The sequence below is a fragment of the Ruegeria sp. HKCCD6426 genome, assembly GCF_057221115.1.
The window spans coordinates 241,189-267,722 of record NZ_JBWVBF010000002.1 but is presented as its reverse complement, the minus strand read 5'-3'; the positions used below and the strand labels follow the sequence as shown (position 1 = coordinate 267,722).

Annotated in this window: 28 protein-coding genes; 18 read left to right on the top strand and 10 right to left on the bottom strand. The window is 57.8% G+C overall.

Annotated elements, in window-relative coordinates; all coding sequences use genetic code 11:
* Nucleotides 1–20: 20 nt before the first annotated feature.
* Nucleotides 21–1,070 carry a ferrochelatase gene (gene hemH, locus AC2TDA_RS05985; protein ID WP_480877933.1) on the bottom strand — a complete coding sequence of 350 codons (1,050 nt, stop codon included), beginning with the start codon at nt 1,068–1,070 and terminating at the stop codon, nt 21–23.
* A gap of 55 nt (nt 1,071–1,125) precedes the next feature.
* Nucleotides 1,126–1,956, bottom strand: a complete 831-nt coding sequence (locus AC2TDA_RS05980) for a class I SAM-dependent methyltransferase (RefSeq protein WP_480877935.1) — start codon at nt 1,954–1,956, stop codon at nt 1,126–1,128.
* A gap of 16 nt (nt 1,957–1,972) precedes the next feature.
* Here AC2TDA_RS05980 and AC2TDA_RS05975 point away from each other — a divergent pair, with 16 nt between their 5' ends.
* From AC2TDA_RS05975 to AC2TDA_RS05955, 5 genes are all read left to right on the top strand, one after another.
* Nucleotides 1,973–2,701 (top strand): double zinc ribbon domain-containing protein, encoded by a 729-nt coding sequence (locus AC2TDA_RS05975; protein ID WP_480878112.1) that lies wholly within the window; start codon nt 1,973–1,975, stop codon nt 2,699–2,701.
* A gap of 37 nt (nt 2,702–2,738) precedes the next feature.
* On the top strand, nt 2,739–2,996 hold the full coding sequence (gene grxC, locus AC2TDA_RS05970) for a glutaredoxin 3 (protein ID WP_480877936.1): 258 nt from the start codon (nt 2,739–2,741) through the stop codon (nt 2,994–2,996).
* Nucleotides 2,996–3,826 (top strand): carbon-nitrogen hydrolase family protein, encoded by an 831-nt coding sequence (locus AC2TDA_RS05965; RefSeq protein ID WP_480877938.1) that lies wholly within the window; start codon nt 2,996–2,998, stop codon nt 3,824–3,826. Before grxC ends, AC2TDA_RS05965 begins: the two co-directional genes overlap by 1 nt.
* A gap of 14 nt (nt 3,827–3,840) precedes the next feature.
* Nucleotides 3,841–4,281 carry a MarR family winged helix-turn-helix transcriptional regulator gene (locus tag AC2TDA_RS05960; RefSeq protein WP_480844772.1) on the top strand — a complete coding sequence of 147 codons (441 nt, stop codon included), beginning with the start codon at nt 3,841–3,843 and terminating at the stop codon, nt 4,279–4,281.
* A 91-nt stretch (nt 4,282–4,372) separates the two neighbouring features.
* Nucleotides 4,373–4,984 (top strand): hypothetical protein, encoded by a 612-nt coding sequence (locus tag AC2TDA_RS05955; protein WP_480877940.1) that lies wholly within the window; start codon nt 4,373–4,375, stop codon nt 4,982–4,984.
* Between the two features lie 71 nt (nt 4,985–5,055).
* Here the strand turns inward: AC2TDA_RS05955 and ubiG are convergent, their stop codons facing one another.
* Nucleotides 5,056–5,802, bottom strand: a complete 747-nt coding sequence (gene ubiG / locus AC2TDA_RS05950) for a bifunctional 2-polyprenyl-6-hydroxyphenol methylase/3-demethylubiquinol 3-O-methyltransferase UbiG (RefSeq protein ID WP_480877942.1) — start codon at nt 5,800–5,802, stop codon at nt 5,056–5,058.
* Nucleotides 5,803–5,850: 48 nt separating this feature from the next.
* Between ubiG and pip the strand changes: the two genes are divergently transcribed.
* The 7 genes from pip to infB all read left to right on the top strand — a co-directional run bounded on the left by pip (nt 5,851) and on the right by infB (nt 13,846).
* The gene (gene pip / locus AC2TDA_RS05945) at nt 5,851–6,828 is read left to right on the top strand and encodes a prolyl aminopeptidase (protein WP_480844769.1); all 978 of its coding nucleotides are present in this window, start codon (nt 5,851–5,853) and stop codon (nt 6,826–6,828) included.
* Nucleotides 6,825–7,646 carry an ABC transporter substrate-binding protein gene (locus tag AC2TDA_RS05940; protein WP_480844768.1) on the top strand — a complete coding sequence of 274 codons (822 nt, stop codon included), beginning with the start codon at nt 6,825–6,827 and terminating at the stop codon, nt 7,644–7,646. The genes pip and AC2TDA_RS05940 overlap by 4 nt, the downstream gene beginning before the upstream one ends.
* A gap of 69 nt (nt 7,647–7,715) precedes the next feature.
* Nucleotides 7,716–8,342 (top strand): CDGSH iron-sulfur domain-containing protein, encoded by a 627-nt coding sequence (locus AC2TDA_RS05935; RefSeq protein WP_480844767.1) that lies wholly within the window; start codon nt 7,716–7,718, stop codon nt 8,340–8,342.
* 165 nt (nt 8,343–8,507) lie between these two features.
* Nucleotides 8,508–9,098 (top strand): ribosome maturation factor RimP, encoded by a 591-nt coding sequence (gene rimP / locus AC2TDA_RS05930; RefSeq protein WP_480877944.1) that lies wholly within the window; start codon nt 8,508–8,510, stop codon nt 9,096–9,098.
* The gene (nusA, locus tag AC2TDA_RS05925; protein WP_480877947.1) at nt 9,098–10,717 is read left to right on the top strand and encodes a transcription termination factor NusA; all 1,620 of its coding nucleotides are present in this window, start codon (nt 9,098–9,100) and stop codon (nt 10,715–10,717) included. Before rimP ends, nusA begins: the two co-directional genes overlap by 1 nt.
* Nucleotides 10,718–10,739: 22 nt before the next feature.
* Nucleotides 10,740–11,363, top strand: coding sequence for an RNA-binding protein (locus tag AC2TDA_RS05920; protein WP_480877949.1), 624 nt, complete (start codon nt 10,740–10,742; stop codon nt 11,361–11,363).
* Nucleotides 11,364–11,371: 8 nt separating this feature from the next.
* Nucleotides 11,372–13,846: a translation initiation factor IF-2 gene (gene infB / locus AC2TDA_RS05915; protein WP_480877951.1), complete on the top strand. Its 2,475-nt coding sequence runs from the start codon at nt 11,372–11,374 to the stop codon at nt 13,844–13,846.
* A 65-nt stretch (nt 13,847–13,911) separates the two neighbouring features.
* Here the strand turns inward: infB and AC2TDA_RS05910 are convergent, their stop codons facing one another.
* The 5 genes from AC2TDA_RS05910 to AC2TDA_RS05890 all read right to left on the bottom strand — a co-directional run bounded on the left by AC2TDA_RS05910 (nt 13,912) and on the right by AC2TDA_RS05890 (nt 18,600).
* Nucleotides 13,912–14,742 (bottom strand): alpha/beta hydrolase, encoded by an 831-nt coding sequence (locus AC2TDA_RS05910; protein ID WP_480877954.1) that lies wholly within the window; start codon nt 14,740–14,742, stop codon nt 13,912–13,914.
* Between the two features lie 3 nt (nt 14,743–14,745).
* Entirely contained in the window at nt 14,746–15,633 is an 888-nt protein-coding gene (locus AC2TDA_RS05905; protein ID WP_480877956.1) for a tryptophan 2,3-dioxygenase, read from the bottom strand.
* A gap of 63 nt (nt 15,634–15,696) precedes the next feature.
* Nucleotides 15,697–16,725: an L-threonine 3-dehydrogenase gene (gene tdh, locus AC2TDA_RS05900; RefSeq protein ID WP_480878114.1), complete on the bottom strand. Its 1,029-nt coding sequence runs from the start codon at nt 16,723–16,725 to the stop codon at nt 15,697–15,699.
* A 14-nt stretch (nt 16,726–16,739) separates the two neighbouring features.
* Nucleotides 16,740–17,924 (bottom strand): glycine C-acetyltransferase, encoded by a 1,185-nt coding sequence (locus AC2TDA_RS05895; RefSeq protein WP_480877958.1) that lies wholly within the window; start codon nt 17,922–17,924, stop codon nt 16,740–16,742.
* Between the two features lie 109 nt (nt 17,925–18,033).
* The gene (locus AC2TDA_RS05890) at nt 18,034–18,600 is read right to left on the bottom strand and encodes a helix-turn-helix domain-containing protein (protein WP_480877960.1); all 567 of its coding nucleotides are present in this window, start codon (nt 18,598–18,600) and stop codon (nt 18,034–18,036) included.
* Between the two features lie 117 nt (nt 18,601–18,717).
* Between AC2TDA_RS05890 and AC2TDA_RS05885 the strand changes: the two genes are divergently transcribed.
* Entirely contained in the window at nt 18,718–19,893 is a 1,176-nt protein-coding gene (locus AC2TDA_RS05885) for an acetyl-CoA C-acyltransferase family protein (protein ID WP_480877962.1), read from the top strand.
* Between the two features lie 96 nt (nt 19,894–19,989).
* Here the strand turns inward: AC2TDA_RS05885 and ubiB are convergent, their stop codons facing one another.
* Complete coding sequence (gene ubiB / locus AC2TDA_RS05880) at nt 19,990–21,519, bottom strand: 2-polyprenylphenol 6-hydroxylase (protein ID WP_480877964.1); 1,530 nt, start codon at nt 21,517–21,519, stop codon at nt 19,990–19,992.
* Between the two features lie 3 nt (nt 21,520–21,522).
* Nucleotides 21,523–22,275, bottom strand: coding sequence for a bifunctional demethylmenaquinone methyltransferase/2-methoxy-6-polyprenyl-1,4-benzoquinol methylase UbiE (gene ubiE, locus AC2TDA_RS05875; RefSeq protein WP_480844756.1), 753 nt, complete (start codon nt 22,273–22,275; stop codon nt 21,523–21,525).
* A gap of 85 nt (nt 22,276–22,360) precedes the next feature.
* Between ubiE and mutM the strand changes: the two genes are divergently transcribed.
* The 5 genes from mutM to dnaA all read left to right on the top strand — a co-directional run bounded on the left by mutM (nt 22,361) and on the right by dnaA (nt 26,467).
* Entirely contained in the window at nt 22,361–23,212 is an 852-nt protein-coding gene (gene mutM, locus AC2TDA_RS05870; protein WP_480844755.1) for a bifunctional DNA-formamidopyrimidine glycosylase/DNA-(apurinic or apyrimidinic site) lyase, read from the top strand.
* A 65-nt stretch (nt 23,213–23,277) separates the two neighbouring features.
* Nucleotides 23,278–24,054, top strand: coding sequence for an enoyl-CoA hydratase (locus AC2TDA_RS05865; RefSeq protein WP_480877966.1), 777 nt, complete (start codon nt 23,278–23,280; stop codon nt 24,052–24,054).
* A 230-nt stretch (nt 24,055–24,284) separates the two neighbouring features.
* The gene (rpsT, locus tag AC2TDA_RS05860; protein WP_480844753.1) at nt 24,285–24,548 is read left to right on the top strand and encodes a 30S ribosomal protein S20; all 264 of its coding nucleotides are present in this window, start codon (nt 24,285–24,287) and stop codon (nt 24,546–24,548) included.
* Between the two features lie 253 nt (nt 24,549–24,801).
* Nucleotides 24,802–25,005, top strand: a complete 204-nt coding sequence (locus AC2TDA_RS05855) for a hypothetical protein (RefSeq protein ID WP_480877968.1) — start codon at nt 24,802–24,804, stop codon at nt 25,003–25,005.
* 76 nt (nt 25,006–25,081) lie between these two features.
* Nucleotides 25,082–26,467, top strand: a complete 1,386-nt coding sequence (gene dnaA / locus AC2TDA_RS05850) for a chromosomal replication initiator protein DnaA (RefSeq protein WP_480844752.1) — start codon at nt 25,082–25,084, stop codon at nt 26,465–26,467.
* Nucleotides 26,468–26,534 lie beyond the last annotated feature (67 nt).

Sequence of the window (26,534 nt, the reverse complement as noted above, 5' to 3'; positions counted from 1 at the left end):
TGTCTGATCGGAGAATAGGTTCAATCCATCCAACCTTTTAGGTTATCTTCGATCACTTTGCATAGTGCTGCGATATGCGCATCTTCGTCGTTCAGACATGGGATGTAGGTGAATGTTTCACCTCCGGCTTCTTCAAAGCTTTCTTTGATCTCTTCATTGATCTCTTCCAGCGTCTCGATGCAATCGGCTGAAAAGGCCGGGGCGATAACGGCAATGTTCTTCTTTCCTTGTCGCGCCAGTTCAGCCACGTGGTCTACCGTGTAAGGCTTCAGCCACTCTTCGGGGCCAAACCGCGATTGGAAAGTCGAGACAAGGTGATCATCCGTCCATCCAAGGCGTTCCTTCAACAAACGAGAGGTCTTCACGCATTGGCAATGATAGGGATCGCCTTGTTGCAAATAGCGCTCGGGCATCCCGTGGTAAGAACAGACCAGAATATCCGGTTTAGTGTCCATAGTAGCGTAAGCGTGCTCGACAGACTGCGCCAATGCGTCGATATAGGCTGGTTCGTCGAAATAGGCGGGCACTGTGCGGCTTGCGGGTTGCCAGGTCTCTTCCATCAGGGCGCGAAAGAACTGATCGTTGGCAGTGGCCGTCGTGGCGCCAGCGTACTGCGGATAAAGCGGGAAAAATAGGATACGGTCGCAGCCTTCGGCCACCATTTTCCGGACTTTGGATTTCGTCGATGGATTGCCATAGCGCATACAGAAATCCACCAAGACCCTATCTCCGTATCGTGTTTTCATACCTTGGCGCAGCTTGGCCGACTGATCCTTGGTGATGGTCATTAGCGGGCTTTCGCCCTTGTCATGGTTCCAGATCGATTTGTACGCCTCGCCCGAGCTGAAAGGCCGTTTGGTCAGGATGATGCCCTGCAGAATTGGTTGCCATTTCCACGCCGGGTAGTCGATCACACGGCGATCTGACAGAAATTCGTTCAGGTAGCGCCGCATTGGCCAATAGGAATAGTCATCCGGAGTCCCCAGATTGGCCAACAGAACGCCCACACGTCCCATTTTAACCTTGGGGTGTTCGGCGTGCGCGTTCGCGGGGCGGGTGGCGTCAGACATGTCGGGCTTCCTGGCTTTTCTGTTTCGGCCTGAGATAACGGGAATCGGCGGGTCGTCAATCGGGCAGTTTGCCCTCGTCTGTGCGCAAGGCATCAGCAAGGCGCATCTTGGCTGATCCCGGGCGTAACGGTTTGGGTTGGCTGGCATCGGGTGACCAACCGGTCAGGCAGATCAACTCGAACGTGGCCGTCAGACGGCCCGAAGGGGCTGTGAAATGCGACTCGTAAATCTGTTGTGCCGTTTCGAATACCGAATGCGCCGTAAATCGTTTTAGGCGCGCAGACAGAGTATTGGTTTCACCCATCGCGCGTAAGTCCCGCATCAAATGCCAAAGGTCACGGTATTCGGCTGTTAGTGGCACAGAATCCGCCACTGGCAAGGCCAGCCCGGCCCGTTGCAGCAGACCGCCCATATCGCGAAGTTCAGCCATGGGCGCGACGCGGGGGCTGAGACCGCCAGAAACCTCAATCTCGGCCTGCCCCAGAGCTGCGCGCAGTTCATGCAGGGTCTCGCCGCCCAGACAGACCACCAGCAGCAACCCGTCAGGCCGCAGGGCGCGGTGACACTGGATCAGCTGTCCAACGGGATCATTGGCGCAATGCAGAGCCATAGCATGGATCACCAGATCATGTGCCGCTGATGTCAGAGCCAGCACGTCGTCATCCGCAACAATTTTGGCGCCCGGCAGGACGTTGCTCCAAGCCTGCGGAAAGGGAGATACGATCGCAGGCTCTGTAAAGGTTTTGTTAACCAAGGAGAGTCGATCCTGCACTTCGTCCACGGCGGCGCGATGCAGGAACAGCGCGTTGTCCGTCGCTCGAGCGCGGTGCTGGACAAGGGCCCTGCGGTCAAACAGAGAGAGTGTATTGGAGACAGGCAATTTCATAGGCCGCAACTATCGCATGTGGCATCGGATTCAAACCGTTGTTCAGCTGATCTATCCGCCACGCTGTCTGGGATGCGAGGAACTGACAGAGTCGGATTTCGGGCTATGCGGCATGTGTTGGCGCGAAACTCCGTTTGTCGGTGGCGTTGTCTGCGAAAGCTGCGGGGTGCCATTGCCGGGTTTGGCTGATGGTCATCGGATCGAATGTGATGACTGCATGAGATCGCCGCGCCCATGGCAGAGCGGGCGTGCAGCGCTTCTTTATAGCGGGCGCGCACGGTCCTTGATCCTGGCTTTGAAGCACGGCGACCGACCGGAGCTGGCGCGCCCTGCCGCCCGTTGGATGGCGCAGGCCGGGCGGGATTTGTTCCGGGATGATATGTTGGTCGTTCCAGTTCCCTTGCATTGGTCTCGGTTGGTAAAGCGCCGATACAACCAATCCGCATTGCTGGCACAACGTCTGGGGCGCGAAACCGGAATCGAAACCTGCCCTGATCTTTTGATTCGCCGTGTTAAAACGCCTGTTCTGGACGGTAAAACCGCAATACAGCGTGCCGAAGTCCTGAAAGGCGCGATCGCGGTTCACCCAAAGCGGCAGGGCAGGCTTCAGGGGCGTGATGTGCTGCTGGTGGATGATGTGATGACGTCTGGCGCAACGCTGGCGGCCTGTGCGCGTGCCTGTCAGGCAGCGGGGGCAAATCATATTTTCGTGTTGGCACTGGCGCGCGTTGCCAAGGATGCCTAATTCGCGGAAGATTGCGCGAAACCCGAAGGGACGGAAAATGAAGTCGGTTGAAATCTATACCTCGCCGCTATGCGGCTTTTGCCACGCGGCCAAACGCTTGCTGAAACAGAAGGGTGTCGAGTTTTCGGAAGTCGACGTGCTGATGCATCCCAAACGCAAGCCGGAAATGATCCAACGCGCCGGAGGCAAACGCACCGTGCCGCAGATATTTATCGGCACAACGCATGTGGGCGGTTGTGACGATCTTTATGAGTTGGAGCGCCAAGGCAAGCTGGACAACCTGTTGGCGGCCTGATGAAAAGCGCGCTGCTGCAGATCACCTCGTCGGACGATCCGACCCGGAACCTGGAAATGGTGCGCGCCATGATGGCCGAGGCAGCCGGGCTGGGCGCACGCTTTATCCTGACGCCTGAGGTCACGAACTGCGTTTCGACCAGCACGACACGGCAGCGCGAAGTGTTACAGCATGAAGAGGATGATCTTACGCTGGCTGGCCTGCGCGAACAGGCGGCAGAGCTTGGTGTCTGGTTGGCGATCGGCTCGCTTGCGATCAAAACCCATGACGCGGACGGTCGCTTTGCCAACCGATCCTTCATGATCGACCGTCAGGGGCAGATCGTGGCCCGGTATGACAAGATCCACATGTTCGACGTTCAGGTCACCGAGGCCGAGTCGTTCCGCGAATCGAAAAACTACCGACCCGGTAGCAGGGCAGTCGTAGCTGAGACAGAATTCGGTAGGGTTGGACTGTCCATCTGCTATGATATTCGTTTTCCGCACCTTTATGCGGCTTTGGCGCAGGCTGGTGCGCGAATCCTGACAGTTCCGTCTGCGTTTTCGCCGGTCACGGGCGCGGCGCATTGGGAATCGCTGTTGCGGGCGCGGGCTATCGAAAATGGATGTTGGGTAATTGCCCCGGCCCAGACCGGGGAACACCCCAAGACCCGCGGAAAGACGCGTTATACCTATGGTCACGGCATGGTCGTGGCCCCGTGGGGAGAGGTGCTGATCGACGCAGGGACCGATCCGGGCATTCACATTTTCGATTTGGATGATAGTTCTGTGACAGAGGCGCGTCGGCGTATACCTTCGCTGACGCATACCCGTTCCTTTGACGGACCCTGATCCAGAACCGGACCATGACAGACGATACCAATGCCATTGCGGTCACGCTGTTCAGCGAGATCCTGACCGCCGATCAGTTATTGCGCAACCGGCTAAGCCGCGTGCTGCCCAAAGGTATGGAAATCTCGCATTTTTCAGTGCTGAATCATCTAGCCTTTGTGGGCAACGAACGTAGTCCGGCGCAATTGGCCAGCACGTTTCATGTCACCCGTGGTGCGATGACCAACACTTTGGCCAAGCTGGAATGGGCCGGATACATCCATATCCGCCCCGACTGGGACGACGCCCGCCGCAAGATGGTCGCGATCAGCCCCGCCGGTCGCCGCGCGCGGGATCAGGCGATCTCCTCCATCGCGCCGCTGATCAATCAGGTGGTCGGAGAGCTGGGGCTGGAGCGGGTCCGCAGCACCCTGCCCGTGCTGCGGGATTTGCGGTTGCAGCTTGAGGGGGAGTAGAGTTTCTTCCATTTGATTGATTTGATCAAGCTGGGGATCAACCATGGCGGGAAGAAGCTAATTGAGATTTTACATAGTCATATTCGCCGTCATGGCCGTTCTGTTGACAGGTTGCGCTAAAAGAGCGGACTGGCATCAGAAAATGGTGCTGTACTTTGATACGCCTGACGGTCCCGTGACCGCGTCGAGTGTTACCAGGGTAGATGTTAGAGCCCCGATTGATTGGCTTGGTGGCATGGATTTTGGCGATATTGGTATCACTGGTGAGGCCGTCGTGGCTGATCTGGGCGGGCGATATCTGTTCGCATTGCTTGACGAGGGAGCCGGTCGGTTGATTTGGCTGACCATGCGGAGCGAATCCAAGAACGTTCCCGGGTTCAAAGATGCCATTCGTGAAGTGGAGGGGCAGACTAAACCCCTCGATGTTCCTCCGAACTTATGGCCGCGAATGGTTACGTTCGAGAACATCGAAGACCCAACTTCTATTCAACTGGTAAACCCTGACGAACTTGCTGACAGATTTGATGCCGGCTATGAACTACGCAGGTTGACGATCCAAGCCACGAAGGAACCGTTGACGGGGGGGATAGAATCGGTTTTGCGATGGCTACCGACTTACAATGAGTGGCTTAAACCAATAGACGCTGATCTTGATCAACAATTGATCAGCCCGTTTGATTTCAAAACGGAACTACGAAAGTGAGTAAGCGTTGGACGGGTGCTTGCACCCATAGCGTCCGGCTTGTCGTCGTAATGATGGGTTAAAAACCCATCCTACCCCGGCTTCACACTCGCCGTCACATAATTCACGCTTAAATCCCGGTCCGAGATCGACCAGCTCCACAGGATCGGGTTGAACACAAATCCCTTGCGGTCTACCGGCTCCAGCCCGGCCTGGCGCAGCAGGTCGAATAGCTCATCTGGAGTGATGAACTTGTTCCATTCATGCGTGCCGCGCGGCAGCCAGCGCATGACGACCTCGGCCCCGAAGATGGCCATCGCATAGGATTTCGGGTTGCGGTTGATGGTGGAACAGATCAGCAAGCCGCCCGGTTTCAGCAATTGCTGCGACGCTGTCAGAAAACCCAACGGGTCGGCAACATGCTCGACCACTTCCATGTTCAGCACCACGTCGAATTGCTCGCCTGCGGCTGCCATGTCCTCGGCAGTGGTGTGACGGTAGTTGATGTCCAGACCGGACTGTTCCGCATGGATACGTGCCACTGGTAGGTTACCTTCGGCGGCGTCTGCCCCCACGACCTTAGCTCCCAGCCGGGCCATGGGTTCGCTCAGCAACCCGCCGCCGCAGCCGATATCCAGTAAACGCAGCCCTTCGAACGGTTTCGGAGCCTTCAAATCACGGTCAAATTCACCGGCGATTTGCTGTGTGATATAATCCAGGCGACAGGGATTCATCATGTGCAGGGGCTTGAATTTCCCATGCGGATCCCACCATTCGGCGGCCATCGCTTCGAATTTTGCGATCTCGGACGGGTCGACCGTGTTCGGATGCGCTTGCATTCCTGTCTCCGTGTGCTCTTTTACGCTTAAGGACTATATAGGCCCATAATGGACAAGTACCCGGACCAAAAGCGCGCAGTTCAATATCTTTACCCGCCGACCGACCCGTTCGATCAGCGAATGGTCGATATGGGCGACGGGCACCGTATCTATGTGGAACAATGCGGAAATCCTGATGGTATTCCTGTTGTCGTTCTGCACGGCGGCCCTGGTGGTGGATGCAGCCCGGCCATGCGGCGGTATTTCGACCCGCGTGTGTATCGGGTGATTCTGTTTGATCAGCGCGGGTGCGGAAGGTCACAACCGACCGCGTCGATTCAGGACAATACGACCTGGCACCTGGTTGCGGATATCGAACGGCTGCGCAACTTGTTCGATATTGAAGAATGGATTGCTTTTGGCGGTAGCTGGGGTGCAACGCTGGCCCTGATCTATGCTCAGACGCATCCGGACCGCGTCAGCCGTCTGGTGCTGCGCGGTGTGTTTCTGATGACGCAGGCCGAGCTGAATTGGTTCTACGGCGGCGGAGCAGGCAGGTTCTGGCCCGAGCAATGGGCGAAATTCACCTCGTTGCTGCCTGAGGCCGAATTGTCCGACACGATATCCGCCTATAACAAACGTCTGTTTTCCGGAGACCGCGCGACCGAGATTCTCTATGCCCGCGCGTGGTCGCATTGGGAAAACTCATTGGCTTCGATTCATACCAACGGGGCGATTGGGGAAAGTCCGGGCGAATACGCGCGCACTTTTGCGCGGCTTGAAAACCATTATTTCATCAATGGTGGATTTCTCGAACAGGATGGTCAGATTCTGGACCAAATGGACCGAATCGCGCATATCCCCGGGCATATCGTGCAGGGACGATATGACATGATCTGCCCACCGCAGGCCGCATGGAACTTGTCGGATCGCTGGCCGAATGCCGAGTTGAAATTGGTGCGCCATGCGGGGCACGCGTTGTCCGAACCGGGTATCAGTTCCGAATTGGTGCGTATCATGGATCGTGTGGCGGAGGGCGTAGCATGAACCGGATCGATCGTCGTGCCTTGTTCGCCTCGGGTGCCGCTGCCGCGTTGCTGGCGGCGACGGGCGCGTCCCTGGCCGATACGCCAAAACCGGGTGGTACGCTGCGTTTGGCCGTGCCACGGGATGATAGTCTGGAGCAGGTCGCACGGGGCGCGGTGTACGATACGCTGACCGAGATTGCGGCCGACGGAACTCTGCGTGGGGAACTGGCGACGAGCTGGGAAACTGACTCGGTGGCGCGCGTATGGAAATTTGGCCTACGGGACGACGTACTGTTTCACGATGGGGCGGCCTTGGATATCCGCGACGTTCTGGCTGTTCTGTCCGAGGTCGGGAAAGCCGAAGCCCTGTCATCCAATAGCGTGCGTCTGGAACTTGCCGAGGCGAATCCGGGTCTTCCGTTCCTGCTGGCTGACAACCGATTTGTTATCACCCGTACGGGGCAAGGCGTATCGCCTTTGTCCGAGGCGAATGGAACCGGCTGTTATCGGGTCGAACGGGCCGAGGACACGCGCCATTTCCTGGGGCGCAGGGTTGCGGGTCATTACAAGGATGGCCAGGCAGGATGGGTTGATGCGATCGAGGTAATCGTGATCCCAGATGCTCATGTTCGGGCCGAGGCGTTGCGGGACGGTTATGTGGACCTTGCCGCCTTTCCTGACGCAAGCGATCTGCGCGGAACGCGGGGGTTGCGGTATCACCCGTCCGAGGCGAATTTGGCGCTGGCCGTCGCATCCAATGTCGGCATGCCCCGCCAAATCGCAAAAGGCGCCGCGTTGGACGACGGACGCCTGGCCGAAAGATGGTGGCTTGTCTGAGGCAGGTGTTTGAAATTTGACAAGCAGGTGCGCTTCTCTACGCTGACCCTTTGAGGGGAGAATGTTCACATGTCCGATACAACTACGATCGAAGAACGTGAAAACGGCCCACTGATTGTCAAACACCTTCACTCGATGCGCGATGCCGCCGGAAGGGAAATCGAAGTCAAACAGGTTATGGCGCTGTGCCGCTGCGGGCATTCTGCAAACAAACCGTTTTGCGACGGAACACATGCGAAGGTTGACTTCGAAAGCCGCGGTGGGACTCCGGCGGGGCCAGATCGGATAATCGGGTATCGTGGCGACTCCGTAACCGTAAGTTTCAATCCATTGTTGTGCTCGCATGCGGCGGAATGCGGGCGGCTGGCCGCCAACATTTTTAACCCATCGCAAAAGCCCTGGGTTCAACCTGATCAAGGAACCATCGACGAGGTGCGCGAGGTCGTATCGGCCTGCCCGTCGGGTGCGTTGGCCTTGGGGGATGATGAATCCCGGGAACATCTGCATGCGGACCGTGCACAGATCGAGGTGCAGAAAGATGGCCCTTATTGGGTCCTGGGTGTCGAACCGCCCGCCGAACTGAAGGCGAAAGGGGCGTGTCAAAGTAAGTATGTCCTGTGTCGATGCGGCAAGTCGGGAAACAAGCCTTTCTGTGATGGGACGCATCGTGATGAAGGTTGGTCAGACGCAGAATAAGTGTCAGCGGCAACAATATCGGACATTCGTCTTGCAGATTCGGATCATCCTGCGTATATGCAGTTTCAACAGCGGCGTGTCGGGCTAAGGTCCGGGGCTCCACCGGAAAAGATCGACGGGCCGCGCGCCCGTTTTTTTGTGCCCGTTTGAAGGGTAGAGCACCAGATGACAAACGACCTGATAGCCAAAGCAGCCATCGACCGGAGACTGGCCGAGATCATCACCCCCGTGATTGAGGATCTGGGGTTTGAATTGGTCCGTATCCGCCTGATGAGCGGCAAGCAGACCACCATGCAGATCATGGCCGATAAGCCCGATGGCGGAATCGAAGTGGATGATTGCGCCGAAATCTCGAATGCGGTCAGCGCCACGCTGGATGTCGAGGACCCGATCCTCGACGCCTATACGCTGGAAGTGTCCAGCCCGGGTATCGACCGCCCTCTGACCCGTCTCAAGGATTTCGAGATGTTCGAAGGGTATGAGGCCAAGCTGGAAACCTCGGAACTGATCGACGGCCGCCGCCGCTTCAAGGGTGAGCTGGCGGGCATCGAAGGGGACGAGGTTCTGATCAACCTCCAAGAAGGGGACGAGACGATAACCATCGGTTTGCAATTCGACTGGCTGAGCGACGCCAAGCTGGTCCTGACCGATGATCTGATCAAAGAAATGCTGCGCCAGCGAAAAGATGCCGGTGCCTTGAACGAAAACGCTTTCGACGAGATTGAGACCGAAGGGTCCGAAGAGGAGACGAACTGATGGCAATCACCTCAGCCAACCAGCTGGAGCTGCTGCAGACCGCCGAGGCCGTGGCCCGCGAAAAGATGATCGACCCCGGTCTGGTTGTCGAAGCGATGGAAGAATCGCTCGCCCGTGCCGCCAAGAGCCGTTACGGAGCCGAGATGGACATCCGCGTGTCGATCGACCGCAAGACCGGCAAGGCGACGTTCACTCGCGTTCGTACCGTGGTCGAGGATGAAGAGCTTGAGAACTATCAGGCCGAGATGACCGTCGAGCAGGCCAAGCAGTATATGGAAACGCCCGAAGTCGGCGACGTTTTCGTTGAAGAAGTGCCGCCGGTCGAAATGGGCCGCATCGCCGCTCAGTCCGCCAAGCAGGTGATTCTGCAAAAGGTCCGTGAGGCCGAGCGCGATCGTCAGTACGAAGAATTCAAGGATCGTGCGGGCACCATCATCAACGGTGCAGTCAAACGCGAGGAATTCGGCAACGTCATCGTTGACCTGGGCGGTGCCGAGGCCGTTCTGCGCCGCAACGACAAGATCGGCCGCGAAAGCTATCGCCCCAATGACCGTGTGCGCGCGTATATCAAGGAAGTCCGCCGTGAGGTTCGCGGCCACCAGATCTTCCTGTCGCGTACCGCGCCGGAATTCATGGCCGAACTGTTCAAGATGGAAGTGCCGGAAATCTATGACGGCATCATCGAAGTCAAGGCCGTCGCCCGTGACCCCGGTTCGCGCGCCAAGATCGCCGTGATCTCTTACGATGGTTCGATTGACCCCGTCGGTGCCTGCGTTGGTATGCGCGGCAGCCGCGTGCAGGCCGTTGTGAATGAGCTGCAGGGTGAGAAAATCGACATCATCCCGTGGAACGAAGATCAGCCGACTTTCCTGGTGAACGCGCTGCAGCCCGCCGAGGTTTCCAAGGTTGTTCTGGACGAGGAAGCCGGCAAGATCGAAGTTGTGGTTCCCGAAGAGCAACTGAGCCTCGCCATCGGTCGCCGTGGTCAGAACGTGCGTCTCGCCAGCCAGCTGACCAATCTGGACATCGATATCATGACCGAAGCCGAAGAATCGGCTCGCCGTCAGAAAGAATTCGAAGCCCGCACCCAGCTGTTCATGGAGAGCCTTGATCTGGACGAATTCTTTGCCCAGCTGCTGGTTTCCGAAGGTTTCACCAACCTCGAAGAGGTTGCCTATGTGGAAATCGATGAACTGCTGGTGATTGACGGCGTCGACGAAGGCACCGCGCAAGAGCTACAGACCCGGGCGCGTGAATTCCTGGAAGCGCAAGCCAAAGCGGCGCTGGATGCCGCTCGTGCGCTGGGTGCCGAAGACAGTCTTATTGAATTCGAAGGCCTGACACCCCAAATGGTTGAGGCACTGGCCAAGGACGATGTGAAGACGCTGGAAGACTTCGCAACCTGCGCCGACTGGGAACTGGCAGGGGGCTGGACCACGGTCGATGGTGAGCGCATCAAGGATGATGGTGTTCTGGAACCTTTCGGTGTGACACTGGAAGAGGCTCAGGACATGGTGATGACCGCGCGGATCATGCTGGGTTGGGTTGATCCGGCCGAGTTGGAACAGGCCGAGGAAGAAACCGAAGGCGAAGCCGCTGAAGAGGAAGCCGAGGCCTGATCTCAGGTCTCGGGTGGCGCGAATGGGTCGCGGTGGCGTCCATAAGGATCGGTCCGAAGGACCTGAGCGGAAATGCATCGCCACGGGCGAAGTTCAGCCTAAATATGGGTTGATACGCTTTGTGACGGGGCCGGACGGTCAGGTCTACCCGGATGTCGCGGCGAAATTGCCGGGACGCGGGGTCTATGTGGCGGCGGATCGCGCTGCGCTGGATCTGGCCGTGGGCAAGAAACTGTTCGCGCGCGGGTTCAAGGCACAGGTCACTGTGCCCAAGGATCTGGCTGATGAGGTCGAGCGGCAGATCTCGCGCCGCGTGATCGAACTTCTGAGCCTGGCACGCAAGTCGGGCGATGCGGTTGCCGGCTACGAAAAGGTCAAGGCGTGGCTGGACCGGGAAGAGGCTCAGGTACTGATTCAGGCTACCGACGGATCGGGGCGCGGTAAGTCCAAACTGAGCACGCCGCACTTCGGCAAATACATCGGTTGGCTGACTTCGGACGAGTTAGGACAGGCATTTGGGCGCCAAACCGTGATTCATGCGGCGCTGGCCTCTGGCGGACTCGCCAAACGTGTTGTAGAGGAAGCGCAGCGCCTGCATGGCTTGCGCGAAACGGATGACGGCGGCAAGGGCCGCGCGGAAGGGTAAGAAGCTTTATGAGCGATAATGACGGCAAAAAGACATTGGGTCTTCGTGGCGGGGCACGCCCCGGAAATGTGAAACAGAGTTTCAGCCACGGACGTACCAAGAATGTCGTGGTGGAAACCAAACGCAAGCGCGTGGTGGTTCCCAAGCCGGGCGCCAGCAAGCCGGGAGGCGGTGCTGCGCCATCGGGTGATCCTTCGCGTCGTCCCGCAGGTATCTCTGATGCCGAAATGGCGCGCCGGATGAAGGCGCTTCAGGCTGCCAAGGCGCGCGAGGCTGAAGAGGCCGCAGCCCGTGAGGCACAGGAAAAGGCGCGCGAAGAAGAGCGCGCCCGCCGACGTGCCGAGCAAGAGGCCAAGGAACGCGAACAGCGCGAAGCTGAAGAACGTGCACGCCAGAAGGCCGAAGAGGAAGAACGCAAGCGCAAAGAGGCTGAAGAAGCGGCCAAACGCGCCGCAACCGCCCCGGCACCGGAAGAACCCAAGCCCGCCCGCAGCCCTGCCAGCAAACCGGCCCCGGCGGCCACTCCGCGTAAGCAGGATCGCGAACGCGATCAGCGGGGCTCGCGCAAGGGTCGCGATGACAACCGCCGGTCGGGTAAGCTGACACTTGGTCAGGCCACTGGTGGCGAAGGCAATCGCCAACGCTCGATGGCCGCGATGAAGCGTAAGCAGGAGCGTGCGCGTCAGAAGGCGATGGGCGGTACGGTCGAGCGGGAAAAGGTGATCCGCGACGTTCAGCTGCCCGAAGCGATCACGGTTTCGGAACTGGCCAACCGTATGGCCGAGCGCGTGGCCGATGTTGTCAAATCGCTGATGAACATGGGCATGATGGTCACACAGAACCAGACCATCGACGCCGATACTGCCGAACTGATCATCGAAGAATTCGGCCACAAGGTGACCCGCGTCTCTGATTCGGACGTCGAGGATGTCATCAAAGAGGTTGAAGACGACGACAAAGACTTGCAGCCGCGGCCGCCGGTCATCACCATCATGGGTCACGTTGACCACGGCAAAACCTCGCTGCTGGACGCGATTCGCGACGCGCGTGTTGTCGCGGGTGAGGCCGGTGGCATCACTCAGCATATCGGCGCCTATCAGGTTCAGACTGATGGCGGCGCAACGCTGACGTTCCTGGATACGCCTGGCCACGCGGCCTTTACCTCGATGCGCTCGCGTGGTGCTCAGGTGACGGATATCGTGGTTCTGGTTGTCGCCGCCGATGACGCGGTGATGCCGCAGACGATTGAGGCGATCAACCACGCCAAGGCCGCCGAAGTGCCGATGATCGTGGCGATCAACAAGATCGACAAACCCGATGCGAACCCGGACAAGGTACGCACCGACCTGCTGCAGCACGAAGTGATCGTCGAGAAGATGTCCGGTGAAGTTCAGGACGTCGAGGTTTCGGCCGTAACTGGCCAGGGCCTGGACGAGCTGCTGGAAGCCATTGCGCTGCAATCCGAGATTCTGGAGCTGAAAGCCAACCCGAATCGCGCTGCACAAGGTGCTGTGATCGAGGCGCAGCTGGATGTGGGCCGCGGTCCAGTGGCCACTGTTCTGGTTCAGAACGGGACCCTGCACCAGGGCGACATCTTCGTTGTGGGTGAGCAGTACGGTAAGGTCCGTGCGCTGATCAACGACAAGGGCGAGCGCGTTAAAGAAGCTGGCCCGTCGGTTCCTGTCGAGGTTCTGGGTCTCAACGGTACGCCCGAAGCGGGTGACGTTCTAAACGTGACCGAGACCGAAGCGCAGGCCCGCGAAATCGCCGCCTACCGTGAGCAAGCTGCCAAGGACAAACGCGCCGCCGCCGGTGCCGCGACAACCCTTGAGCAGTTGATGCAGAAAGCCAAGGAAGACGAAAACGTCACCGAGCTGCCGATTCTGATGAAAGCGGATGTGCAGGGTTCGGCCGAAGCCATCGTTCAGGCGATGGAGAAGATCGGCAACGACGAAGTACGCGTTCGCGTGCTGCACTCGGGCGTTGGTGCGATCACCGAGACAGACGTCGGTCTTGCCGAAGCCTCCGGTGCGCCGATCTTTGGCTTCAACGTTCGTGCCAATGCTTCGGCACGGAATACCGCGAACCAGAAGGGTGTCGAGATTCGCTACTACTCGGTGATTTACGATCTTGTGGACGACGTCAAAGCGGCCGCATCCGGCCTTCTGAGCGCCGAGATCCGCGAAAAGTTCATCGGTTACGCCGAAATTCGCGAAGTCTTCAAGGTCACTGGCGTTGGCAAGGTTGCTGGCTGTCTGGTTACCGAAGGCGTTGCCCGTCGTTCCGCAGGCGTCCGCCTGCTGCGCGACAACGTGGTGATCCACGAAGGCACGCTGAAGACGCTGAAGCGCTTCAAGGACGAAGTGGCTGAGGTCCAGTCGGGTCAGGAATGCGGTATGGCCTTCGAGAACTACGACGATATCCGTCAGGGCGACGTGATCGAGATATTCGAGCGTGAAGAAGTCACTCGCACGCTGGATTGATCCGGAAACGAATGAAGAAAACAGCGGTTCCTTGGAGCCGCTGTTTTCATATTGAGACCACGTGTTTACGCAGGCACAGTGGGCAGAAATGTACCGGGGTGCATGATGATGTCGAAATGATGCATCCCCTTTTGCAAGTCAAAACTGACTGAATGCCCGGCCTTGCGCAGCTGTTCTGCATAATCCCGACTTTGACGAATAAACTCTGGCGTGTCCCGTTCTGCCACTGTCACCCGGTATCGCGGACCGGGCGCAGGTAAATGCAGACTGGGTGAGAGATCATGCACCTCGACCGGGGTCAGTTGCAGCGGGTCGTTCACCGGGGTCTGGCTGATCGGTTCCAGATCGAATACACCGCTGATCAGGGTCACATCGCGAACACGAATCCCGGCGCGGGCCAGTGTGTCCGACGCGGTTGCCATGACCATGGCGGCCAGATGCCCGCCCGCGCTGTGTCCTGAAAGGCTGATCCGTGACGGATCGAATCCGAGCTCCTCGGCTTGCGAAGCCAGCCACAGCAACGCGTCGCGGCATTCCCCGATCATCTGGTCCAAACGCGCCTCGGGGGCGAGCGTATAGTTTAATGTTGCAAAGGCCTGTCCGCTTTCGACGAGGGCCGGGGCCATCATCGCAGATTCTCGCTGGCTGAGAGCCTGCCAATACCCGCCGTGAATGAAGACATGCAGCGGCGCATTGTCTGTGAGCGCAGGAAAGAAATCGAGCACATGCGCGGGGTTATCGCCATATGACAGGTACTCTTTAACCTCCATCTGCGCGCGGTACTGGGCGCTGAGCGCTGCGTAGCTGGCGATGTATGGGGTCAGATCACCGCCCACCATGGAACTGGGCGCGTATTCCTGATCCAGCTCTTCTTTGGTGAATCCCCGGTACAGCATGGTTCAATCCTGCTTCGTGTACATCAATTCGGTCCTCATGTCGTAGAGGTCGTGGAAGAACCGCAACTCCAGCGCTTTTCGCAGGAACGCGACCCCGCTGGAGCCACCTGTTCCGGGTTGCATGCCGATCACACGCTCCACTGCTGTGGCATGATCGAACCGCCAGCGTTGAAACAGAGATTCCACATCCATCAATTTTTCGGCCAAGGCATACAGATCCCAGTGTTCTTCCGTGTTGCGGAACACTTTGACCCAGATTTTCACCACACGCGGGTCGCCGGAGTAGGGCTGTGCAAAGTCCCGGTCCAGCAAATCGCGTGGCACGTCAAAGCCTTGCCGGGACAACATGCGCAACACTTCATCGTAGAGCGAAGGCTTGGTCAGCGCCGCATTCAGCATCTCCATGACTTCAGGGTCATGTTCATGCACTTTCAGGGTCGAGGCGTCCTTGTTGCCCAGAATGAACTCGATCTGACGATAGCCATAACTTTGAAAGCCCGAGGAATTGCCGAGGGCGTGCCGGAACGTCATATAGTCGGCGGGTGTCATGGTCAGTAACGTTTCCCAGGCGGCGATCAGCTGCCGCTGGATCGCTTTGATCCGGTCAAGGTTCTTCATTGCCGGACCGAAATCATCCTCTTGCAGGAAACGCCGGACTTCGACCAACTGATGATGCATCAGCTTCAGCCACAGCTCGCTGACCTGATGGATGATGATAAACAGCATCTCATCCGGTTGCGCCGGGTCTTGAAACGTCTTTTGCAGGTTCAGCAAGGTCTTGAGCTGCAAAAAATCGCCATAGCTTTTGCGATGTGTTTTAGCGAAATCGGTGACCAGAGTGTCCTCGATCCCCCGTTCCAGAATGCGATCATCCTTGTTGCTGTCGCCCATGTCACCCCTCCCGAATGCCGTTTTGCACCTGTGTAGGGACTAATTTTGCAACTTTCCAGCGCCTTAGGTCCAGTCCAGAACAACCTTACCGGAGAGTCCGGATTTCATGGCCTTAAAGCCCTTGGCAAAGTCATCGACTGAAAAGCGATGAGTGATGACCCGGCTGACATCCAGCCCGTTCTGCAGCATGGCGATCATCTTGTACCAGGTTTCGAACATCTCGCGGCCATAAACGCCCTTGATGGTGATGGCTTTGAACACGATACGGCTCCAATCGACCGGAGATTTGCCGGGTGGAATCCCTAGCAGGGCGATTTTGCCTCCCATGACCAAGGCCTCGACCATCTGATCCAGCGCGGCTTGCGAGCCGGACATTTCCAGACCCACGTCGAAACCTTCTCTCATCCCCAGCTCGGCGATCACGTCCTGCAACTCTTCGTCGGTTACATCTACTGCGCGCAGATTGGGGACAACGTGTTCCGCCAGTTTGAGGCGGTCCCGGTTGATGTCTGTGATAACGACGTGCCGTGCCCCCGCGTGGCGGGCAACTGCCGCGGCCATGATGCCAATAGGCCCGGCGCCGGTGATCAACACATCCTCACCCAGCAGATCAAAGCTGAGCGCGGTGTGGACGGCATTTCCCAGCGGATCAAGAATGGCGCCGATTTCATCTGGCACATCATCGGGCAGGGGAACCACGTTGAATGCGGGCAGTTTCAGGTATTGTGCAAAAGCACCCTGTTCGTTCACCCCGATGCCGCGCGTGCCGGGATCAAGGTGAAACTTTCCCGCCCGGCTCTGTCGACTGTCGGTGGTGATCAGATGTCCCTCACCTGAGCAACGCTGACCGATTTCCAGCCCGGCGACATTGCGCCCGATCTCGACAATTTCACCGGCAAATTCATGGCCGGTGATCATCGGAACCGGAACTGTCGCCGAAGCCCAGTCGTCCCAATTCCAGATATGGATGTCAGTGCCGCAAATGCCGGTTTTGTTTATGCGGATCAAAACCTCATCCGGATTGATCTCGGGGACTGGGGCCTGCACCATCCACAACCCTTCTTCGGGTTTGGATTTTTCAAGCGCCTTCATCGTGTTCGGTCGCATCAGATCACTCCCAACTCCTTGCCGACTTTGCCAAAGGCCGCTAGCGCACGGTCAAGTTCGCCCTTGGTCAGAGCCGCATTCATCTGTGTTCTGATTCGCGCCTGCCCGCGCGGGACGACCGGAAAGAAGAAGCCCGAGACATAGACGCCTTCATCAAACAACCGTGACGCCATTTCTTGCGCCAGTGTGGCTTCGCCCAGCATGACCGGGATGATCGGATGCTCGCCGGGCAGCAGGTCAAAGCCCAGCTTCTCCAAACTTGCGCGCCAGTATTTGGCGTTACCGAACAATTGCGCGCGCAGCATGTCGCCTTCTTCGACCAGTCGGATCGCCTCAAGTCCGGCGGCGACAATGGAGGGCGGCAGCGAATTTGAGAACAGATAGGGCCGCGCCCGCTGCCGCAGCAGGTCGATCACTGGCTGCGGCCCGGCGATATAGCCGCCGATTGCCCCCCCAAGTGCCTTGCCCAAGGTTCCCGTCAGAATATCCACGTCGATGCCGAAGTGATCCGGCGTACCCGCGCCGTTCGGTCCCATGAAACCGGTCGCGTGACAATCATCGACCATCACGATGGCGTCGTATTTGTCAGCCAACTCCCGGATCCTTGGCAGGTTGGCCAGATAGCCGTCCATCGAAAACACGCCATCAGTGGCGATCATGATATGACGCGCCCCGTCCTCGCGCGCCTGTTTCAGCCAGGCTTCGAGGTCGTTCATGTCGTTGTTCAGATAACGATAGCGTTTGGCCTTGCACAGCCGCACCCCGTCGATGATCGAGGCGTGGTTCAGACTGTCCGAAATAATGGCGTCATCAGGCCCTAACAAGGGCTCAAACAACCCGCCATTGGCATCGAAACAGGCGGCGAAAAGGATCGAATCATCCTTGTTCAGGAATTTGGCCAGTCGCTGTTCCAGCTCACGGTGAATGTCCTGCGTTCCACAGATGAAACGAACCGAGGCCATGCCGAACCCTTTGGGCTCCATCGCACCTTTGGCCGCGTCAATCAGCGCTGGGTGATCTGCAAGGCCCAGATAGTTGTTGGCGCACAGGTTGATCACCTGTTTGTCGCCCACAGTAATCTCACCGCCCTGAGGCGAGGTGATCATTCGTTCGCGTTTATAAAGCCCTTCAGCTTCGATCTGCGCGAGAGTGTCCGTGATGTGGGACAGGAATGCATCTGCCATGGCGATCTCCTTGCTTTGAGTCGCTTATCTAACATAACGGATACATTTCCCAAATAGGGGACATGCAAAATTACGGAAAAATTTCCGTGAAGGCGGAAATTCGCCGAAATCAGGCGTTTTTGACGATCAGGAAAACGCGGGCCGGGCCATCTTCTGAGGAAATCGAATGCAACACATCAGCTGCATAACGGGCCGTATCTCCTTGGTTCAGGTCCATGGCTGCTGATCCGGATGTCACCCGAACCGAACCCTCCAAGACTGTAAGCTGCTCCTGCGCGCCCCTTGTATGGGGTTGGCTGTTCAACGCGCCGTTCTGATCAAAACGAATGTCATAGACTTCGTGTCCGCCAGCTTCTTCCGGAGGGGATAGGATTCGAATTCGACAGTTCTGGCCCATATTGTCGATGCTGGGCACTTCGGATGTCCTGAGAACCTCAATCCGGTCGGTGCCGCTGCCTTCTTCCAAAAGGCCCGCAAAATCCACCTGCAATGCTCGGGTCAGGTTCCACAAGGTCGAGATTGTCGGGCTGCTTTCGCCGCGCTCGATCTGGCTGACCATGGACCGGGACACGCCGCTCAGATTGGCCACGGCTTCAAGAGACAGCCCCTTGGCGCGACGCGCCTCTTTCAGGCGGGCGGGCAGAAGTGTCAGGATATCGTCTGTGCTTTCCGTCATGACGGAATTTCATGCGCCTTTGGCGGTGCTTTGTCAATTCCGGTCGTGACGGAACGTCCTGCGCGACAGGCGGATGCTGCGGATGCATACTGTCACCAAATCCAAGAGGAGTGAGACATGACCGACATCGTAATACTGGACGGAGCCCGCACAGCGATTGGAACGTTTGGCGGCGCGCTTGCCTCGACTGCACCGATTGATTTGGCAACCGTCGTTACCAAGGCGGCGTTGGAGCGCTCGGGCGTCGAAGGTAGCCAAATCGGTCACGTGGTGTTCGGAAACGTGATCAGTACCGAGCCTCGGGATATGTATCTGTCACGTGTCGCGGCAATGCAGGCGGGCATACCGAACGAGACCCCAGCGATGAATGTGAACCGGTTGTGCGGCTCTGGCGCGCAAGCGGTTGTATCGGCGGTTCAGTCTCTAATGATGGGTGATGCGGATTTCGCCGTCGCTGGTGGTGCGGAAAGCATGTCGCGCAGTCCCTATATCGTGCCGCAGGCACGCTGGGGTGCCAAGATGGGGGATGTCGCCTCGTTGGACATGATGCTGGGCGCGCTGAACTGTCCGTTCGGCACAGGGCATATGGGGGTCACGGCGGAAAATGTGGCGGATGAGCATCAAATCAGCCGTGAGCAAATGGACGAGTTTGCTTTGACGAGCCAGTCCCGCGCGGCGGCAGCCATAGATGCCGGATATTTCGAAAGCCAGATCACTCCGGTGCAGGTGAAGGTCAAACGCGATATGGTGGACTTCGCTGTAGACGAGCATCCCAAGGCGACGACGGTTGAAGCATTGTCAGGGTTGCGTGCTGTTTTCAAAAAGGACGGACGTGTCACGGCAGGCAACGCATCGGGCATCAACGATGGTGCTGCGGCGATGGTATTGGCAACTACAGACGCAGCAGAGAAAGCCGGTTTAAAGCCCAAAGCGCGCATTCTGGGTTACGCACACGCTGGCGTTCGTCCCGAGGTGATGGGCATCGGCCCGGTACCGGCAGTTCAAAACCTGATGAAGAAAACCGGCTTGTCGGTAGAGGATTTCGACGTCATCGAAAGCAACGAAGCCTTTGCGTCGCAAGCTTTGGCCGTCAATCAGGAGCTGGGGCTTGATGCAGCCCGAGTGAACCCGAATGGTGGTGCTATTGCTTTGGGTCATCCGGTAGGAGCCACTGGGGCAATTATCACTTTGAAGGCTCTGTATGAATTGGAGCGCATCGGGGGTGCAAAGGGATTGGTCACCATGTGCATCGGTGGCGGGCAGGGCATTGCCATTGCAATCGAGCGGCTCTGACAAGTGAACGGGTAGGGGGCAGTCACCCCCCCCAACCTGACAGGCCGCAATTCAGCTAAAGGGCATTTGCCGCCTGCGGAAGCAGGCGGATCAAAACTAGCCGAGCGCCATTATTACCAAGACAATCGCTGCGCCTGCAACAGCGCCCAGCGCTGCGGGTAGAATCGCAGTTGCGAGGCCGGGTTTTGGTGGCTCGTCTTTATGTGTCTGCGCGATAAGGGCGTTTTCGACCAGCACAGGCAGGCGTGGGCCGAAACGGGCAAGGACCATTGCAGTCTTGCCAATATCCCGAAGGGCTGCGCGGGGGCCGATGGATTGCTTGATATAATCTTCGACCACGGGGCGGGCTACTTCCCAAATATTGGTATGCGGATCCAAAGACCGGGCAACACCTTCGACCACGACCATCGTTCGTTGCAACAGGATCAGTTCGGTCCGCGTTTCCATACCGAAGCGTTCGGTGACTTCGAACAGGTAGTTTAGTAGACGGCCCATCGAGATGTGCGTGGCGTCCATTCCAAAGATAGGCTCACCTACGGCACGCAGGGCGCGGGCGAATTCATCGACATCCTGATTGGCGGGCACATAACCGGCTTCGAAATGCACTTCGGCTACACGTTTGTAGTCGCGGCGAATGAAACCGAACAGGATCTCGGCATAGACCCGTCGGGTGTATTCATCGATATGGCCCATGATTCCGTAATCATAGGCAATGATATCGCCATTGGCCGCGACCTTCAGGTTACCCTGATGCATGTCGGCGTGGAAATAGCCGTCCCTCAGGGCATGAAGCAGGAACATCCGCAGGACACGCTCTGCCAGATCGCGGCGGTCATGATTTGCCGCATCCAGCGCGTCATTGTCCCCGAGTGCAATGCCGTCCGCCCAGCTGAGCGTCATAACGCGACGCGCAGACAGGGACCAAACAACAGGCGGCAGCCAAAACCCGGCATCGTCTTTGGTGTTGGCGGCGTATTCCGAAGCCGCAGAACTTTCCAGCCGCAGATCCAGCTCGCCGCGTACAACGCCGTCGAAATGCTCGATGACTTCCATCGGGCGTAACCGGCGCGCACCGGGGGCAAAAAGCTGAACGATACGGGCGGCAAAATAAAACGCGTCCACGTCCTTGCGAAACGCGCGTTCGATATTGGGGCGCAGAACTTTGACGGCGACGTCCTCGCCAGTGCTTGCCAGTTTGGCTTTGTGGACCTGCGCGATAGAAGCGGCGGCGATCGGTTCGCTGAACTCGCTGAACATCTCTGCGACGGGTTGCCCAAGCTCCTTTTCAACCTCTGCCATGGCCTCGGTTCGAGAGAACGGGGGCAATTTGTCCTGAAGAACGCGCAGCTGTTCCGCCAATTCCTCACCAACGACGTCCGGGCGGGTCGACAGAACCTGGCCGAACTTGATGTAAGCGGGGCCCAGTGCAGTTAGCGCGCGGGTGGCAGGCGGCATCTCGGGGTCGCCCTTGTAGCCCAGCCACTGAAACGGTTTACCCAAAGTATGGGCAAGGATGCGCACTGCGCGCGGGGCTTCGAACGCGTCCAGGACGACGTTCATAGCGCCTGTGCGCTCTAGCGTGGCGCCTGTGCGTATCAGGCGAATGATGTTGTGGGGTCCACGCATGTATCAGATCTTCCAACCGGAATGCAGCGCGGCGATACCCATGCTGAGATTGCGGAACTTGGCGTTTTCGAAACCGGCGGTGCGAATCATACCCAGGAACGTCTCTTGATCCGGAAACTTGCGGATGGATTCCACCAGATACTGATAGCTGTCGTAATCGTTGGCGATCAGCTTGCCCATGCGCGGGATGACATTGAAACTGTAGAGGTCATAGAGCTTTTGCAGCCCGTCGTTGGGCAACTGGCTGAATTCCAACACCATCAAACGACCACCGGGTTTGAGGACGCGGAACGCTTCGTTCAGGGCCTCTTGCGGGCGGGTCACGTTCCGAATGCCGAAGGAAATCGTGTAGACGTCGAAGGTGTTGTCCTCGAACGGCAGGGCCATCGCGTCGCCAACTACCCAATTCAGGCTGTCCACCATCTGCTCGGCTTCAGCGCGCTTGCGACCTTCGACCAGCATCGGTTCGGTCAGGTCCAGAACGGTCGCGTGGCCGTACCCCGCGCGTTTCAAGAACCGGAATGAGATGTCGCCGGTACCCCCTGCAACATCAATGAGGCGCTGGCCGGGCCGGGGCGCAAGCCAGTCCATCATCGCGTCTTTCCAGACGCGGTGGATACCCATCGACATGACATCGTTCATCACGTCGTATTTCGAGGCGACCGAGTTGAACACGCCCTGTACGCGTCCGGCCTTGTCAGCCTCGCGGACGGTTTCGAACCCGAAATGAGTGGTCTTGTCGCTGTTGTCGGACATTTGCCTTGCCGTTTGTCGAATTTCGCCTCTGTTATAGGGCTCTGGAACAGGGGCACAATGCGGCCCTTTGATTTAGGAGCCCCAAATGCCCGAATTGCCTGAGGTCGAGACAGTAAGACGCGGCCTGACCCCCGCGATGGAGGGGGTGGTAATCGTAAAGGCGGATGTGAATCGTCCTGATCTGCGCTGGCCGTTTCCCGAACGCATGGCTGAGCGGCTGACCGGGCAGCGAGTAGACCGTCTGCGGCGGCGATCGAAATACATCCTGGCCGACCTCGGCAGTGGCGAGACTTTGTTGATCCATCTGGGCATGTCGGGGCGTATGACAGTGTCCGGTGATCCGCTTGGGCAGTTTGCGCATAACCATCCCGCTCCGGAAAAGCACGACCATGTGGTCTTTCACATGGCCAATGGCGCGCGCGTCACGTTCAATGACCCGCGCCGGTTCGGGGCAATGGACTTGATGCCAACGTCAACCGCTGAAGATCACAAGCTGCTGTCGGTTCTGGGGCCGGAACCACTGGGCAACGACTTTCACGAGCAACACTTGGTTGAAGCGTTTCGAGGGAAGAACAGTCCGGTCAAATCCGCATTGCTGGATCAGGGAATCGTTGCCGGATTGGGCAATATCTACGTCTGTGAGGCTCTTTATCGCGCCGGTGTGTCGCCACGTCGCAAAGCCGGACAAATTTCCGCACTGCGTGTGGCGGCGCTGGTTCCGATCATCCGGCAGGTGTTGCAGGACGCCATTGAGGCAGGCGGGTCTTCTCTACGGGATTTCCGCCAAGCCGATGGAGAACTTGGATATTTCCAGCACAGCTTTGATGTTTATGGCCGTGAGGGAAAGCCCTGCCGGACCGAAGGTTGCGGTGCCGCGATCAAGAGAATCACTCAGTCCGGTCGCTCATCCTTCTATTGCGCGCAATGCCAAAGATAACTTGATCCAGCGAAATCGCGTGATAAGGAATCGTACCTGAACGGAACAACCGGAACTTTGACCTCATGGCATTTGAGACGATCATCGTCGAAATCGAAGACCACGTCGCCCTTATCAAGCTCAACCGACCAGACGCGATGAATGCGCTGAACACCCAGTTACTGGGTGAACTGTGCGACGCGCTGGAAGACGCAGACAGCAACGACAAAGTGCGCTGCATCGTCGTTACGGGTTCGGACAAGGCTTTCGCCGCCGGCGCGGACATCAAGGAAATGTCGGAGATGAGCTTTGTTGATGTGTTCAACATCAACCTTTTTGCCGACGCCAATGATCGTGTCACGGCCATTCGCAAGCCTATCATTGCAGCTGTTGGCGGCTATGCGCTGGGCGGCGGGTGCGAATTGGCGATGCTGTGCGATTTCATTATCGCTGCTGATACGGCCAAGTTCGGGCAACCCGAAATCAATCTGGGCGTTATTGCCGGTCTGGGCGGCAGCCAGCGCCTGACGCGGTTCGTGGGCAAATCCAAATCGATGGACATGAACCTGACCGGCCGTTTCATGGATGCCGAAGAGGCCGAGCGTGCCGGATTGGTCAGCCGTGTTGTTCCAGCCAAAAAGCTGATCGACGAGGCGATGGGCGCAGCCCAGAAGATTGCCGAAAAATCTCAGCTGACCGCGATTGCGGCCAAAGAGGCTGTGAACCGCAGCTATGAGGTTCCGCTGAGCGAAGGGATGCTGTTCGAACGCCGCGTGTTCCATTCGATGTTCGCCACCGAGGATCAGAAGGAAGGCATGGCGGCTTTCCTTGAAAAGCGTGCAGCGCAATTCCGCGACAAGTAAGCCGCGTTAATTGTCCTGAGAACAGGCGGGCAAGCCCCGCCTTTTTCGTGGACGGTTTGCAAGTCACAAGAATCAGCTTGGCAAACCCTGCAAACTTGGATAGAGACCGCCGCTATACATGCGCGTGCGGCCCGCTCTGGCCCGACTCACACTCGTGATCGATGACCCGGTGCGGAGATATCCGTGGCGCGCAAACCCAGATAACCGTACCGAACAAAGGTCAAAGACACATGGCAAATTCGCCCCAGGCAAAGAAGCGCGCACGTCAGAACGAAAAGCGTTTCGCAATCAACAAAGCACGTCGTTCGCGCATCCGTACCTATCTGCGCAAAGTAGAAGAAGCGATCGCATCCGGTGACAAGGAAGTGGCAACCGCAGCTCTGCGTGAGGCTCAGCCTGAACTGATGCGCGGCGTCACCAAAGGTGTCTTCCACAAGAACACTGCTTCTCGCAAAATGTCGCGTCTGTCGGCGCGCGTTAAAGCGCTGGGTTGATTCTCGGAAAAGCACGTCAAGTGTTAATTCTTGAAAGAGGCGTCGCACCATGTGGCGCCTTTTTCATTGTTGCCGGAATGCCGCGTCTTCCCGAGCCCGAGAGATTCTTTCGCTCTCAGACCCGAGTCAATATCAGAGTTTCGTTGCCGCAACCCGTGCCCTCTTGTTACCACTAAGTCAGCGATTCACTCGCTTGGGGGGACAGGCTGTTCCAAAGATCGAACTGACGGGCATCAGGATGATCTAGGGACGAATGTTCGAAAACCGGCAATTGCCGGACGGACGATCTGCTGTGGGTCTCGGGTTTCCGACGATTCTCGCCCTGTCGAAAAACTGGATTGTGACGCGTGCCTTTGATGGCCGATATGTTCTGCTGTGGGACAGGCTTTGGCGCGCTGACTTTCAAAAAATACCCGCCGGATCGGGCGATCCGGCGCAAGGGTATCCTTGTGTGTGAACGCAAAATATTAGGGAACCTGGCCGTTTTGATAAGGCTGACAGGTCAATAATTAATGGGATGCGTGAGGCGCTGAATGACACAAGAGAAATGGGGACAACTGCGTAGCAAGTTGCTGAAAGCCGTCGGTAAGAATAATTTCACCACCTGGATTGAACCTCTGGAATTTAAAGAGTTGCAGGATGGTGTGGCTGTATTCTCAGTGCCGACCAACTTTATGGGCAACTACGTCAGTCAAAATTTCGCGGACCTTATTCTCTATGAGCTGAACACCTCGGGTGAGACAGTGCAGCGTCTGGCCTTCCGCACGGCAGCCAACTCGCCAGTGCGTCCTGCACCATCCGCAGACGAACCCCAGAAGATCGCCCGACCGGAACAATCTGTATCTGCGACAGACTTGGCGAACGGAGCGCTCGAAGCTCTGCAGGCCGCGCCGCTGGACGCACGGTTCACCTTTGACAGTTTTGTCGTTGGCAAGCCCAACGAGCTTGCCCATGCCGCCGCGCGCCGCGTGTCCGAGGGCGGGCCGGTCACCTTCAATCCGCTGGTTCTTTATGGTGGCGTGGGTTTGGGTAAAACCCACCTGATGCATGCCATCGCTTGGGAACTGAAGACCAAGCATCCAGAGCTGAACGTACTCTATCTGTCTGCCGAACAGTTCATGTACCGCTTCGTTCAGGCACTGCGTGAGCGTCGGATGATGGATTTCAAACATCTGTTCCGTTCGGTGGACGTGCTGATGGTCGATGACGTGCAGTTCATCGCTGGCAAGGATTCCACACAGGAGGAATTCTTCCACACGTTCAATGCCCTGGTGGATCAGAACAAGCAGATTATCATCTCGGCTGACCGCGCTCCGGGTGAGATCAAGGATCTTGAGGACCGGGTGAAGTCGCGTTTGCAATGCGGTCTGGTCGTTGATCTGCATCCGACCGATTATGAACTGCGTCTGGGTATCCTGCAAAACAAGGTGCAGCAATACAGCAGCACCTATCCCGACCTGACGATCGCCGACGGTGTTTTGGAATTCCTCGCTCATCGTATCTCGACCAACGTTCGCGTGCTGGAAGGCGCCCTGACACGTTTGTTCGCCTTTGCCTCTCTGGTGGGGCGTGAGATCGATATGGAGCTGACACAGGATTGTTTGGCTGACGTGCTGCGCGCCTCGGAACGCAAGATCACTGTCGAAGAGATCCAGCGCAAAGTGTCGGATTACTATAATATCCGCCTGTCCGACATCATCGGGCCGAAACGCCTCCGCTCGTATGCGCGTCCTCGTCAGGTTGCGATGTATCTGTGCAAACAGCTGACCAGCCGGTCACTGCCCGAGATTGGCCGCCGCTTTGGCGGGCGGGACCACACCACGGTCATGCACGGCGTCAAGCGCATTGAAGAGCTGAAGCTGACCGATGGCCAGATCGCCGAAGACGTGGAAATGCTGCGCCGCTCGCTGGAGGCCTGACTTAAATCATCCACGCTCACGAAATACCCCGGCCACAGGTCCGGGGTTTTTTCTTGTGCGCTATTGT